Origin of the sequence: Pseudomonas sp. 273, assembly GCF_029201425.1 — a bacterium.
Classification (GTDB): domain Bacteria; phylum Pseudomonadota; class Gammaproteobacteria; order Pseudomonadales; family Pseudomonadaceae; genus Pseudomonas; species Pseudomonas delhiensis.
The window spans coordinates 4,241,055-4,253,157 of sequence record NZ_CP116775.1 but is presented as its reverse complement, the minus strand read 5'-3'; the positions used below and the strand labels follow the sequence as shown (position 1 = coordinate 4,253,157).

13 protein-coding genes are annotated in these 12,103 nt (G+C 68.1%); 11 read left to right on the top strand and 2 right to left on the bottom strand.

Annotated features, from left to right (window positions below; translation table 11 throughout):
• The first annotated feature begins 77 nt into the window (after nt 1-77).
• Nucleotides 78-1,262, top strand: coding sequence for a thiolase family protein (locus PKO50_RS19395; RefSeq protein ID WP_275626957.1), 1,185 nt, complete (start codon nt 78-80; stop codon nt 1,260-1,262).
• 473 nt (nt 1,263-1,735) lie between these two features.
• Here the strand turns inward: PKO50_RS19395 and PKO50_RS19390 are convergent, their stop codons facing one another.
• On the bottom strand, nt 1,736-1,945 hold the full coding sequence (locus PKO50_RS19390) for a DUF6316 family protein (protein ID WP_009618794.1): 210 nt from the start codon (nt 1,943-1,945) through the stop codon (nt 1,736-1,738).
• A gap of 234 nt (nt 1,946-2,179) precedes the next feature.
• Here PKO50_RS19390 and PKO50_RS19385 point away from each other — a divergent pair, with 234 nt between their 5' ends.
• The 10 genes from PKO50_RS19385 (at nt 2,180) to PKO50_RS19340 (ending at nt 10,737) form a co-directional block, all read left to right on the top strand.
• Nucleotides 2,180-2,818, top strand: coding sequence for a peroxiredoxin (locus tag PKO50_RS19385; RefSeq protein ID WP_275626956.1), 639 nt, complete (start codon nt 2,180-2,182; stop codon nt 2,816-2,818).
• Between the two features lie 179 nt (nt 2,819-2,997).
• Nucleotides 2,998-4,005: an aliphatic sulfonate ABC transporter substrate-binding protein gene (locus PKO50_RS19380; RefSeq protein ID WP_275626955.1), complete on the top strand. Its 1,008-nt coding sequence runs from the start codon at nt 2,998-3,000 to the stop codon at nt 4,003-4,005.
• A 9-nt stretch (nt 4,006-4,014) separates the two neighbouring features.
• Nucleotides 4,015-4,842, top strand: a complete 828-nt coding sequence (locus PKO50_RS19375; RefSeq protein WP_275630500.1) for an ABC transporter permease — start codon at nt 4,015-4,017, stop codon at nt 4,840-4,842.
• Nucleotides 4,839-5,588, top strand: a complete 750-nt coding sequence (locus tag PKO50_RS19370; protein ID WP_275626954.1) for an ABC transporter ATP-binding protein — start codon at nt 4,839-4,841, stop codon at nt 5,586-5,588. Before PKO50_RS19375 ends, PKO50_RS19370 begins: the two co-directional genes overlap by 4 nt.
• Nucleotides 5,589-5,777: 189 nt before the next feature.
• Nucleotides 5,778-6,371, top strand: a complete 594-nt coding sequence (gene ssuE, locus PKO50_RS19365; RefSeq protein ID WP_275626953.1) for an NADPH-dependent FMN reductase — start codon at nt 5,778-5,780, stop codon at nt 6,369-6,371.
• A gap of 168 nt (nt 6,372-6,539) precedes the next feature.
• Nucleotides 6,540-7,505 (top strand): sulfonate ABC transporter substrate-binding protein, encoded by a 966-nt coding sequence (locus tag PKO50_RS19360; protein ID WP_275626952.1) that lies wholly within the window; start codon nt 6,540-6,542, stop codon nt 7,503-7,505.
• Between the two features lie 155 nt (nt 7,506-7,660).
• Complete coding sequence (ssuD, locus tag PKO50_RS19355; protein ID WP_109937087.1) at nt 7,661-8,809, top strand: FMNH2-dependent alkanesulfonate monooxygenase; 1,149 nt, start codon at nt 7,661-7,663, stop codon at nt 8,807-8,809.
• Between the two features lie 63 nt (nt 8,810-8,872).
• Nucleotides 8,873-9,667 (top strand): aliphatic sulfonate ABC transporter permease SsuC, encoded by a 795-nt coding sequence (ssuC, locus tag PKO50_RS19350; RefSeq protein ID WP_043272099.1) that lies wholly within the window; start codon nt 8,873-8,875, stop codon nt 9,665-9,667.
• Nucleotides 9,664-10,473 carry an aliphatic sulfonates ABC transporter ATP-binding protein gene (gene ssuB / locus PKO50_RS19345; RefSeq protein WP_109937088.1) on the top strand — a complete coding sequence of 270 codons (810 nt, stop codon included), beginning with the start codon at nt 9,664-9,666 and terminating at the stop codon, nt 10,471-10,473. The genes ssuC and ssuB overlap by 4 nt, the downstream gene beginning before the upstream one ends.
• 48 nt (nt 10,474-10,521) lie before the next feature.
• Nucleotides 10,522-10,737 (top strand): molybdopterin-binding protein, encoded by a 216-nt coding sequence (locus PKO50_RS19340; protein ID WP_089394640.1) that lies wholly within the window; start codon nt 10,522-10,524, stop codon nt 10,735-10,737.
• Nucleotides 10,738-10,827: 90 nt separating this feature from the next.
• Here the strand turns inward: PKO50_RS19340 and PKO50_RS19335 are convergent, their stop codons facing one another.
• Nucleotides 10,828-11,628 (bottom strand): cytochrome c, encoded by an 801-nt coding sequence (locus tag PKO50_RS19335; RefSeq protein WP_109937089.1) that lies wholly within the window; start codon nt 11,626-11,628, stop codon nt 10,828-10,830.
• Between the last annotated feature and the right edge of the window lie 475 nt (nt 11,629-12,103).

Sequence of the window (12,103 nt, the reverse complement as noted above, 5' to 3'; positions counted from 1 at the left end):
TCGCATCCCGCCATTTCCTAGCCCTATGCTTGGCCGACTGCACCTCCCCAATCGAACAACAAGCAACGAGGTTTCCCATGCGTGAAGTGGTGATCGTCGACAGCGTCCGTACCGGCCTGGCCAAGTCCTTCCGCGGCAAGTTCAACATGACCCGGCCCGACGACATGGTGGCCCACTGCATCGACGCGCTGCTGGCGCGCAACGGGCTGGACCCGCTGCTGGTGGACGACTGCGTGGTCGGCGCCGGCTCCAACGAGGGCGCCCAGGGCCACAACATCGGCCGTAACGCCGCGGTGCTGTCGAAGCTGGGCATCCACGTCGCCGGCATGACCCTCAACCGTTACTGCTCCTCGGGCCTGCAGGCCATCGCCATCGCCGCCAACCAGGTGGCCTCCGGCTGCAGCGACATCATCGTGGCCGGCGGCGTCGAGTCCATCACCCTGACGGCCAAGTCGCGCAACACCGACCACTTCGTCAACCCGCGCCTGGAAGCGGAATTCCCGGGGATCTACTACCCCATGGGGCAGACCGCCGAGATCGTCGCCCGCCGCTACAACGTCACCCGCGAGGAACAGGACCTCTACGCCCTGCAGAGCCAGCAGCGCACCGCCCGCGCCCAGGCCGAGGGCCTGTTCGACGACGAAATCGTGCCGATGAACGTGCGCTACGCCGTGGAAGACAAGGCCACCGGCGAGAAGAAGGTGGTCGAAGGCGTGGTCGACCGCGACGACTGCAACCGCCCGGACACCACCCTCGAAGGCCTGAACTCCCTGAAGCCGGTGTTCGCCGAGGACGGCTCGGTGACCGCCGGCAACGCCTCGCAGCTTTCCGACGGCGCCTCCATGACCCTGGTGATGAGCCTGGATAAGGCGCTGGAGCTGGGCCTCAAGCCCAGGGCCTTCTTCCGCGGCTTCACCGTGGCCGGCTGCGAGCCGGACGAGATGGGCATCGGCCCGGTGTTCTCGGTGCCGAAACTGCTCAAGGCCCGCGGCCTGCAGATCGACGACATCGACCTCTGGGAACTCAACGAAGCCTTCGCCTCGCAGTGCCTGTACGCACGCAACCGCCTGGGCATCGACAACGAGAAGTACAACGTCAACGGCGGCTCCATCTCCATCGGCCACCCCTTCGGCATGACCGGCTCGCGCCAGGTCGGCCACCTGGTGCGCGAACTGCAGCGGCGCAACCTGCGCTACGGCATCGTGACCATGTGCGTGGGCGGCGGCATGGGCGCCACCGGCCTGTTCGAAGCGGTCCGCTGAGCCTGGCGGCCGTCCCCACGCAGGAGGGCCGATAGCGAAGCCCCGGCAGCGATGCCGGGGCTTTTTTCGTTGCGGGCTTTTCTCGTAGGAGCGAGGGGGGCGCCTAGCTCTTGCTCGCGAATGGTGCTCTGCCGGCCAGGTTCGGCGTGCGTCCTGAAGAACGCCCTCTCCCTAACCCTCTCCCTGAAGGGAGAGGGGACCGTTCGGTGTGCTCGGGTGTTTCGGTGTTAGCCGGCTGCCGCGAAGTTTCCGACTGACGCCAAATCTTCTCTCGGCACGGACAAGCCCCCTCTCCCTTCAGGGAGAGGGCTGGGGAGAGGGAAGGGAGGTCAGCCGATGCACCAATACACCCGGGAGACTCCGTTCGCCAGCAAGCTCGCTTCTACGAAAAGAACCTGCCCCCGGAAGACACCCAAAGAAAAACCCCGGCACCTGGCCGGGGTTCATGACTCGCCTAAAAAACCGAACGACACCTACTGCGCCACCCGCGCATACAACCCGGCGGCCTGCTGCATCCGGCTGATGTACTGCATCACCTCGCGTTCCGCATCGAAGCGGGTGAAGAACGGCCCTTCCAGCGTGCCCTCGCGGGTCGAGAAGAAATACTGGCCATTGACCGCGCTGATCCGGTCGCTGCGATAGTGGGTGCCCGGCTCGCCGTCAGTCACTCTTTTACCGAACATGAAGACACCTCCCACACCTGCGGGTTAATGATTTCAGTGTAGCCAGGCCCTGCGGCGGCGTGGCGCAGGCGACGAATGGACGGCGGCGGGGGCCCTGGCGGCTATGCTCAATGGCCAGCGGCACGAGGCTGGTCGACTATATATCTGTTTGGTTATAAGAAAATCAAAATATATTCTTTTTAATGAATTCCGGCCTTGTGCATAGTGAACCCACACGAACCAGGAGCCCAACCCATGAGTCTGCGTCTCGGCGACATCGCCCCCGACTTCGAACAGGAATCCAGCGAAGGCCGCATCCGTTTCCACGAGTGGCTTGGCGACAGCTGGGGCATCCTCTTCTCCCACCCGGCGGACTTCACCCCGGTGTGCACCACCGAGCTGGGCCTGACCGCCAAGCTCAAGGACGACTTCGCCAAGCGCGGCGTCAAGGTCATCGCGCTGTCGGTGGACCCGGTGGAGTCCCACGTGAAGTGGATCGACGACATCAACGAGACGCAGAACACCGTGGTCAACTTCCCCATCATCGCCGATGCCGACCGCAAGGTCTCCGAGCTGTACGACCTGATCCACCCGAACGCCAACGACACCCTGACCGTGCGTTCGCTGTTCGTCATCGACCCGAACAAGAAGGTGCGCCTGATCATCACCTACCCGGCCAGCACCGGGCGCAACTTCAACGAAATCCTGCGGGTGGTGGACTCGCTGCAACTGACCGACAACCACAAGGTCGCCACGCCGGGCAACTGGCAGGACGGCGACGAGGTGGTCATCGTGCCCTCGCTGAAGGACGAGGACGAAATCCGCCAGCGCTTCCCCAAAGGCTACCGCGCGGTCAAGCCGTACCTGCGCCTGACGCCGCAGCCCAACCGCTGATTTTCCCGCGGCTGCCCCGCGCGGCCGCACCTGTTCCAAACCACGAGTAGGGTATTCGGCCGGTTCGCCGGCCGCCTTTTTTTCTGTTCCCGCCCGGCCCCGCGCCGCGCTTTCTTTCCGCTCTGACTTGCCCGCCACACGGGGAGAAGACGTCAGCCACGCCGCCAAGGAGATCGACCATGGGTCCGTCCACCTGGCGCCGCAGCCTGACCGCCGCTCTCCTGGCGTGTCTGCCGCTCGGTGCCTTCACTTCCGCCGCTCACGCCGAAACCCCGAAGGAAGTCCGCCTGGACTACGCCTACTACGCGCCCACCAGCCTGGTGCTCAAGCACTTCGGCTGGCTGGAGCAGGCGCTCAAGCCCGAGGGCACCGAGGTGCGCTGGGTGTTCAGCCAGGGCAGCAACCGCTCGCTGGAATACCTCAACGCCGGCAGCACGGACTTCGCCTCCACCGCGGGGCTGGCCGCGGTACTCAGCCGCGCCAACGGCAGCCCGCTGAAGACCGTGTACATCGCCTCGCGCCCGGAATGGACCGCGCTGGTGGTGCCCAAGGACTCGCCGCTCAAGTCCCTGGCCGACCTCAAGGGGCGCAAGGTGGCCGCCACAAAGGGCACCGATCCCTACCTGTTCCTGCTGCGCAGCCTGCAGAGCGCCGGCCTGGGCAAGGGCGACGTGGAGATCGTCCACCTGCAGCACCCCGACGGCCGTACCGCGCTGGAACGCGGCCAGGTGGACGCCTGGGCCGGGCTCGACCCGCACATGGCGGCCAGCGAGCTGCAGGCCGGCTCGCGCCTGCTGTACCGCAACGTCGACTTCAACAGCTATGGCGTGCTCAGTGTCACCGAGCGCTTCGCCCGCGAGCAGCCGCAACTGATCAAGCAGGTTATCGGCGCCTACGAGCGGGCCCGCCACTGGGCCATCGAGCATCCGGAGGAGACCGCCAGGCTGCTGGCCGAAGAGGCCAGGCTGCCGCTGGAGGTCGCCAGGCTGCAGCTCTCGCGCACCGACTTCAGCCAGCCGCTGCCCGGCGCCGAGCAGGTCGCCGCGCTCAAGGCCGCCGCGCCCATCCTGGTGGATGAGCAACTGGTACGCCCCGGCACCGACGTGGCCAAGGTGGTGGACCAACTGATCGACCCGCAACTGGCCGGCGAGGTCATCGGCAAGCAACCGCTGGCCAGGGCGCAGTGAACCATGGGCGTGCCCAGCCAGCCCCTCGACCTTGGCCGTAGCCGCCGCCTGGTGCTGTCGTTGCGGCCGCGCCCGCTGCGCTGGCGGGCCTGGGTGCTGCCGCTGCTGCTGTGCGCCGCGCTGGAGATCGCGGTGCGCGCCGGCTGGCTGGCGGAAAACCAGATGCCGGCGCCCAGCAGCGTCGCCCTGACCCTCTGGCAACTGGCCCACGGCGAGCTGTGGCAGCACATCGGTGCCAGCCTCGCGCGGGTGGCCGGCGGCTTCGCCATCGGTTCCTTCGCGGCCCTGGTGATCGGCACCTGGGTCGGCCTCAGCCGCCGCGCCGAGGCCTACCTGGAGCCGAGCTTCCAGGCCCTGCGGGCCATCCCCAGCCTGGCCTGGGTGCCCTTGCTGCTGCTCTGGCTGGGCATCGACGAGACGCCCAAGGTGGTGCTGATCGCCCTCGGCGCCTTCTTCCCGGTGTACCTGGCGCTGGTCGCCGGGGTGCGCGGGGTGGACCGCAAGTGGGTGGAGCTGGGCCGGCTGTACCACCTGTCCAGCTTCGCCCTGGCACGGCGCATCCTCTTGCCGGCGGCGCTGCCGAGCCTGTTCACCGGGCTGCGCGGCGCCCTCAGCCTGAGCTGGATGTTCCTCGTCGCCGCCGAGCTGATCGCCGCCACCCGCGGCCTGGGCTACCTGCTCAGCGACGGCCGCGAGACCTCGCGGCCGGACATCGTCATCGCCGCCATCCTGGTGCTGGCCGTGCTCGGCAAGCTCAGCGACGGCCTGCTCAAGGCCGTGGAGCGGCGCGCCCTGGCCTGGCGCGACAGCTTCGAAGGGCTGGAGGATAGGGCATGAGCGCGCTGCTGGAACTGAGCAACATCCGCAAGAGCTTCAACGGCCTGCGCGTGCTCGACGACGTCAGCCTGGCGCTGGCGCCGGGGGAAGTGGTCAGCCTGCTGGGCCCCAGCGGCTGCGGCAAGAGCACCCTGCTGCGCATCGCCGCCGGCCTGGACGCCGATTTCGCCGGGCAGCTGCAGCGCAACCCGCTGCTGGGCTTCGGCCCGGACGGCGAGAGCGGCCGCGGCGGCGGCATCGGCGTGGTGTTCCAGGAGCCGCGCCTGCTGCCCTGGCTGACGGTGGCGCAGAACGTCGGTTTCGCCGACGGCTGGCTGGCTGACGATGCGCGTATCGCCCGGCTGCTGCACGACGTCGGCCTGGAAGGCAAGGGCGGCCTGCTGCCCAAACAGCTCTCCGGCGGCATGGCCCAGCGCGCGGCCATCGCCCGCGGGCTCTACGGCCGGCCCCAGGTGCTGCTGTTGGACGAACCCTTCAGCGCGGTGGACGCCTTCACCCGCCTGCGCCTGCAGGACCTGATCCAGGACCTGGCGCTGGAATACGACATCAGCATCCTGCTGGTCACCCACGACCTCGACGAAGCCTTCTACCTGGGCGACCGCGTGCTGCTCCTGGGCGGCACCCCGAGCCGCCTGCGCCGCGAGTTCCCGGTCCCCCTGCAACGCCCCCGCGACCGCCGCGCGGTGGAGCTGGCGTATCTGAGGGGGGAGGCGCTGACGGAGTTGCAGCATTCCCACGTCATCTAGGGCTGCAGGCGGCAGGCGGCAGGCCAAAGCAGGAGCGAGCACCGCCTGCAGCCTGCCGCTTGTAGCCTTTAGCTATAAGCAAATGAATAAATAACATTTATTGGAATATAAAAACCCCTGTTAAGGTCTATGCACGTTGGTTAGCGAGCCGGCTTCAAGCCGGCTCTTTCAGTTATAAGGAAGCGTGCAATGTATGTGGTCACCCTCGCCGGCAGTCCCAGCCATCGTTCCCGTTCCGCGGTCCTGCTGGACGTTGCCCGGCAGTGGCTGCACGAGCGTGGGGTGGAGGTGCGTTCCTACCAGGTGCGCGACTTCGCCGCCGAGGACCTGCTGCATGCCCGCTTCGACAGCCCCCAGGTGCTGGAGCTGCTGGAGCAGGTGGCGCGGGCCGACGGCCTGGTGATCGCCACCCCGGTGTACAAGGCTTCCATCGCCGGCGCCCTCAAGGTGCTGCTGGACCTGCTGCCCGAGCGCGCCCTGAGCCACAAGGTGGTGCTGCCCCTGGCCACCGGCGGCAGCAGCGCCCACATGCTCGCCGTGGACTACGCGCTCAAGCCGGTGCTGGCGGCGCTGAAGGCCCAGGAGATGCTGCACGGCGTGTTCGCCGAGGATTCGCAGATCGCCTACGCCACGGCCGATAGCCCGGCGCAGCTGGCGCCGGTGCTGGAACAGCGCCTGCTGGAATCCCTTGAACAGTTCCACGGCGCCCTGGCGCGGCGGCCCCGGCCGATCGATCCGAACCTGCTCAACGAGCGGCTGCTGAAGGCGCGCTGGAGTATTTGAGAGAGGCGGCTGCAGGCTGCAAGCGGCAAGCTGCAAGAAGAAGCGTGGAGCGCTACCGAGCCTCGAATAGGCAGGTGCGTGACTGCCAGACGACAAGAAACCAGGTCCTCAGCATCCCGCCAACGGGAGCGCAGGTCCGGCGAGCACACGACGACGAAGGAGCAAGCAATGCGCAACCTCACTTTGCGTGGTGGACTGGCGGCCCTGCTGATCGCGGCCCTGGCCCACGGCGCCCAAGCCGAAGAACAACCCGGTACCCTGCGTATCGGCTACCAGAAGTACGGCACCCTGGTGCTGCTCAAGGCCCGCGGCACGCTGGAGAAGCGCCTGGCCGAGCAGGGCATCAAGGTGCAGTGGACCGAGTTCCCCGGCGGCCCGCAGCTGCTGGAAGGGCTGAACGTCGGCAGCATCGACTTCGGCGTGACCGGCGAGACGCCGCCGGTGTTCGCCCAGGCCGCCGGCGCCGACCTGGTGTACGTGGCCAACGAGCCGCCGGCGCCTACCAGCGAGGCGATCCTGCTGCCCAAGGATTCCCCCATCAAGTCCGTGGCCGAGCTCAAGGGCAAGAAGGTCGCCCTGAACAAGGGTTCCAACGTGCACTACCTGCTGGTGCGCGCCCTGGAGGAGAACGGCTTGAAATACAGCGACATCCAGCCGGTGTACCTGCCCCCGGCCGACGCCCGTGCCGCTTTCGAGCGTGGCGCCGTCGACGCCTGGGTGATCTGGGACCCGTACCAGGCCGCCGCCGAGAAGCAGCTGCACGCCCGCACCCTGGTCGATGCCCGCGGCCTGGCCGACAACCACCAGTTCTACCTGGCCACCCGCACCTACGCCAAGGAACACCCGCAGGTGCTGACCACCCTGGTGGAAGAAGTGCGCTCGGTGGGCGAGTGGTCGCAGCACAACCCCGAGCAGGTCACCGAACAGGTCGCCCCGCTGCTCGGCCTGCCCGCCGACATCACCCTCACCGCGGTCAAGCGCCAGGGCTACGGCGCGCAGTTCATCACCCCGGAAGTGACGGCCAAGCAGCAGAAGATCGCCGACACCTTCACCCAGCTGAAGCTGATTCCCAAGGCCCTGAGCATCAAGGACGTGGTCTGGACGCCGCCGGCCAAGGTAGCCACCAGCAACTGAACCTGTAGGAGCGAGCTTGCTCGCGAACGGATTTCCCTGCCGCTCTGAAGCTGGGCGGGTTCGCGAGCAAGCTCGCTCCTACAAAAAACTGCGAACGTTAAACAAATCATCGCGCGGCTACGCCACGCCGGCGCGCTCACTCTGGAGTTATAGCGATGAGCCTCAACATCTTCTGGTTCCTTCCCACCCACGGCGACGGCCATTACCTTGGCACCGCCGAGGGCGCCCGCGCGGTCGACCACGGCTACCTGCAGCAGGTGGCCCAGGCCGCCGACCGCCTCGGTTTCGGCGGGGTGCTGATCCCCACCGGGCGTTCCTGCGAGGATTCCTGGCTGGTCGCCGCCTCGCTGATCCCGGTGACCCAGCGCCTGAAGTTCCTGGTCGCGCTGCGCCCGGGGATCATCTCGCCGACCGTGGCCGCGCGCCAGGCCGCGACCCTCGACCGCCTGTCCGGCGGCCGGGCGCTGTTCAACCTGGTCACCGGCGGCGACCCGGACGAGCTGGCCGGCGACGGCCTGCACCTGAACCACGAGGAGCGCTACGAGGCCTCCGTCGAATTCACCCGCATCTGGCGCCGCGTGCTGGAAGGCGAGACCGTGGACTACCCCGGCAAGCACATCCAGGTGCAGGGTGCCAAGCTGCTCTACCCGCCGATCCAGCAGCCGCGCCCGCCGCTGTACTTCGGCGGCTCCTCGGAAGCCGCCCAGGACCTCGCCGCCGAACAGGTCGAGCTGTACCTGACCTGGGGCGAGCCGCCGGCCGCGGTGGCCGAGAAGATCGCCCAGGTCCGCGAGAAGGCCGCCAAGCACGGCCGCAGCGTGCGCTTCGGCATCCGCCTGCACGTGATCGTGCGTGAAACCAACGAGGAAGCCTGGCAGGCCGCCGACCGCCTGATCAGCCACCTCGACCAGGACACCATCGACCGCGCCCAGGCCTCGCTGGCCCGCTTCGACTCGGTGGGCCAGCAGCGCATGGCCGCCCTGCACGGCGGCAGCAAGGACAACCTGGAAGTCTCGCCGAACCTCTGGGCCGGCGTCGGCCTGGTGCGCGGCGGCGCCGGCACCGCGCTGGTCGGCGACGGCCCGACCGTGGCCGCGCGGGTGCAGGAATACGCCGACCTCGGCATCGACACCTTCATCTTCTCCGGCTACCCGCACCTGGAAGAGTCCTACCGCGTCGCCGAACTGCTGTTCCCGCACCTGCAGCTGGCCCGCCCGCAGCAGCCCGAAGCCCGCGGCTACGTCAGCCCCTTCGGCGAGATGGTGGCCAACGACATCCTGCCCAAGCAGGCCGCGCAGAGCTGAAGTCGACTTTGTAGGAGCGAGCTTGCTCGCGAACCCCGCGAGCAACCCGGAGAAGCACAAGACATGAAGACAAATACTCTCAACCAAGTGGCCCAGCGCCTGGCGCCCTGGGCCCTGCCGGTGGCCCTGGTGCTGGTCTGGCAGGTGGCGGTGGAGGGGGGCTTCCTCTCCAGCCGCATCCTGCCGGCGCCCAGCGCGGTGGTGGAAGCCGGCTACCAACTGGTGAAGAGCGGCGAGCTCTGGCAGCACCTGGCGATCAGCACCTGGCGCGCCGCCATCGGCTTCGTCATCGGTGGCTCCATCGGCCTGGCCCTGGGCCTGGTCACCGGCCTGTCGAAGTGGGGCGAACGCTTCCTCGACAGCTCGGTGCAGATGATCCGCAACGTGCCGCACCTGGCGCTGATCCCGCTGGTGATCCTGTGGTTCGGCATCGACGAGTCGGCGAAGATCTTCCTGGTCGCCCTCGGCACCCTGTTCCCCATCTACCTGAACACCTACCACGGCATCCGCAACATCGACCCGGGGCTGCTGGAGATGGCGCGCAGCTACGGCCTGTCCGGCTTCGCCCTGTTCCGCCAGGTGATCCTGCCCGGCGCGCTGCCGTCGATCCTGGTCGGCGTGCGCTTCGCCCTGGGCTTCATGTGGCTGACGCTGATCGTCGCCGAGACCATCTCCGCCAGCTCCGGCATCGGCTACCTGGCGATGAACGCCCGGGAGTTCCTGCAGACCGACGTGGTGGTCCTGGCGATCCTGCTGTACGCCGTGCTGGGCAAGCTCGCCGACCTCGCCGCCCGTGGCCTGGAACGCGTCTGGCTGCGCTGGCACCCGGCCTACCAGGCCAAGGGAGGTGCGGCATGAATGCGCTCAGCACACCGCAGAACCTCAAGCAGGGCATCCCGCTGGCGCTGGACGGCGTGGTCAAGCGCTTCGGCGAGCGCGAGGTGCTCAAGGGCATCGACCTGCGCATCCCCGCCGGCCAGTTCGTCGCCATCGTCGGCCGCAGCGGCTGCGGCAAGAGCACCCTGTTGCGCCTGCTGGCCGGCCTCGACGCCCCCAGCGACGGCCAGCTGCTGGCCGGCTCCGCGCCCCTGGAGGAGGCCCGCGACGGCACCCGCCTGATGTTCCAGGACGCCCGCCTGCTGCCGTGGAAGCGGGTGATCGACAACGTCGGCCTGGGCCTCAAGGGCGACTGGCGCAAGCAGGCCCTGGAAGCCCTGGAAGCGGTGGGCCTGGCCGACCGCGCCCGGGAATGGCCGGCCAGCCTGTCCGGCGGCCAGAAGCAGCGCGTGGCCCTGGCCCGTGCGCTGATCCACCGGCCGCGCCTGCTGCTGCTGGACGAGCCGCTGGGCGCGCTGGACGCGCTCACCCGCATCGAGATGCAGCGGCTGATCGAGAACCTCTGGCAGCGCCATGGCTTCACCGTGCTGCTGGTCACCCATGACGTCAGCGAGGCGGTGGCCGTCGCCGACCGGGTGATCCTCATCGAGGAGGGCGAGATCGGCCTGGACCTCACGGTCGACCTGCCGCGCCCGCGCTCCCGCGGCTCGGCGCGCCTGGCCGCGCTGGAAGCCGAGGTGCTCGACCGCGTGCTGGCGCTGCCGCCGCTGCCGCCCGAACCGGAACCCGTGTCCCCACTGCCCACGCAACTGCGCTGGGCGCTCTGATCCACCGTTCATCCGTGCACTACCGACATTCCCCATAGGAGAAACGCCATGACCATCAAAGCCATCAACGTCCGCAACCAGTTCAAGGGCACCGTGAAGGAAATCATCGAAGGCCCGGTGCTCTCGGAAATCGACGTGCAGACCGCCGCCGGCATCGTCACCTCGGTGATCACCACCCGCTCGGTGAAGGAGCTGGAACTGGCCGTGGGCAGCGAAGTGATCGCCTTCGTGAAGTCCACCGAGGTGTCCATCGCCAAGCTGTGAGGCGGTAGGGGCGGCGTTTCCGCTGCCTTGGGTGCGAAAAAAAGAAGGCGGACGCCCCCTGGGGACGTCCGCCTTTTTTCGTCCGGGGCCTTACATCAGCGCCTGGCGCAGCGCCGCCATGTGCGCGAGGTAGTCGATCAGCTGGTCCAGCTCGGTGTCGCTGAGGGTTTCCGGGGCGAAGCCGGGCATTTTCGCCTGGGGCCAGCGGCGCAGGCTCTGCGGGTCGCGGATGTAGGCGTGGAGGAAGTCCTTGGCGAAATACTCGGTGGGGCTGTGGGGCTGGTTCAGGTCCGGGCCGAACTGGGCGTCGCCGGCGCCGTTCAGGCGGTGGCAGGCCAGGCAGTGCTTCTGGAACAGGGCGAAGCCGGCCTGCACGTCGGCGCTGGCGTCCTTGGCCGGGAGCAGGGCCGGGAAGCGGATTTCCACCGAGTCCAGCACGCGCAGGGTGCTGACCTGGAAGGGCCACTGCTCCGGGCCGATGGCCGAGGCCTGCGGGTCGCTCCAGACCAGGTAGAAGGGCCCGGCCGAGGGCTTGCCCTGGCCCAGCGGCGGCCAGGGTTTCTTCTCTTCCTCGATGGCCAGCCAGGCCCGCGCGCCTTCCTTCTGCAGCAGCGGCGCGGCCGGCAGTTCGGCGGCGAAGCCGTCCAGCGCCACGGCCTGCACGTGGGCGCGGCCGTCCACGCCCTCCAGCAGCGCCGCCAGCGGCACCGCGCGGTAGTGCATGGTGCGCTTGTAGGCCACGTCGTCCTTGATCTCGATGCTGCGCGCCTGGGCGTTGGACAGCAGTTGCGCGCTGCTCAGCGTGCGCGTGCCGGTGGGCAGCTCCAGGGTGAGTTCGGCGGCGAATACGGTGGGGCAGAGCAGGATCAGCAGCGGCAGGATGAAGCGCATGGGCGGGCTCCAGCGATGGGCTGCGCAAACATAGCAGAGGATGCCGACGAACGGCACTGCCACCTGTGCTGCGAGGGCCGCGGCCCCTCGGGCGACGCCGGCTTCGCAGCAGCAGGCGGACGGTTGGCTAGCCGACCAGGCGACTGAGGTTGGGGATGATGAGCACCACTGCGGTAACGAAGACGATCAGGCTGGCCTGCCGCCATTTCTTCGGTTGTTGATCCATCATGATGTTCTTCCGCCTTTCTTGTTGTTGGCCCGCCCCCGCGCGCTCGTTACGACCCGGCGCGGGTGGCTGCGACCTTGGCTTTGCATACCGGCCGCCCCGGCAAGACCCGGCAGCGACGTCCCATAGGTACTGCGAAATTTCAGTCTAAGCCCCGGCTGGCGCGGGCTTAGACGATCTGGCAGCAAATCCTATGGTTCCAGGCATATTCCATCTATATGACAAGGCGGTGACGGCTCTGGCCTGCGG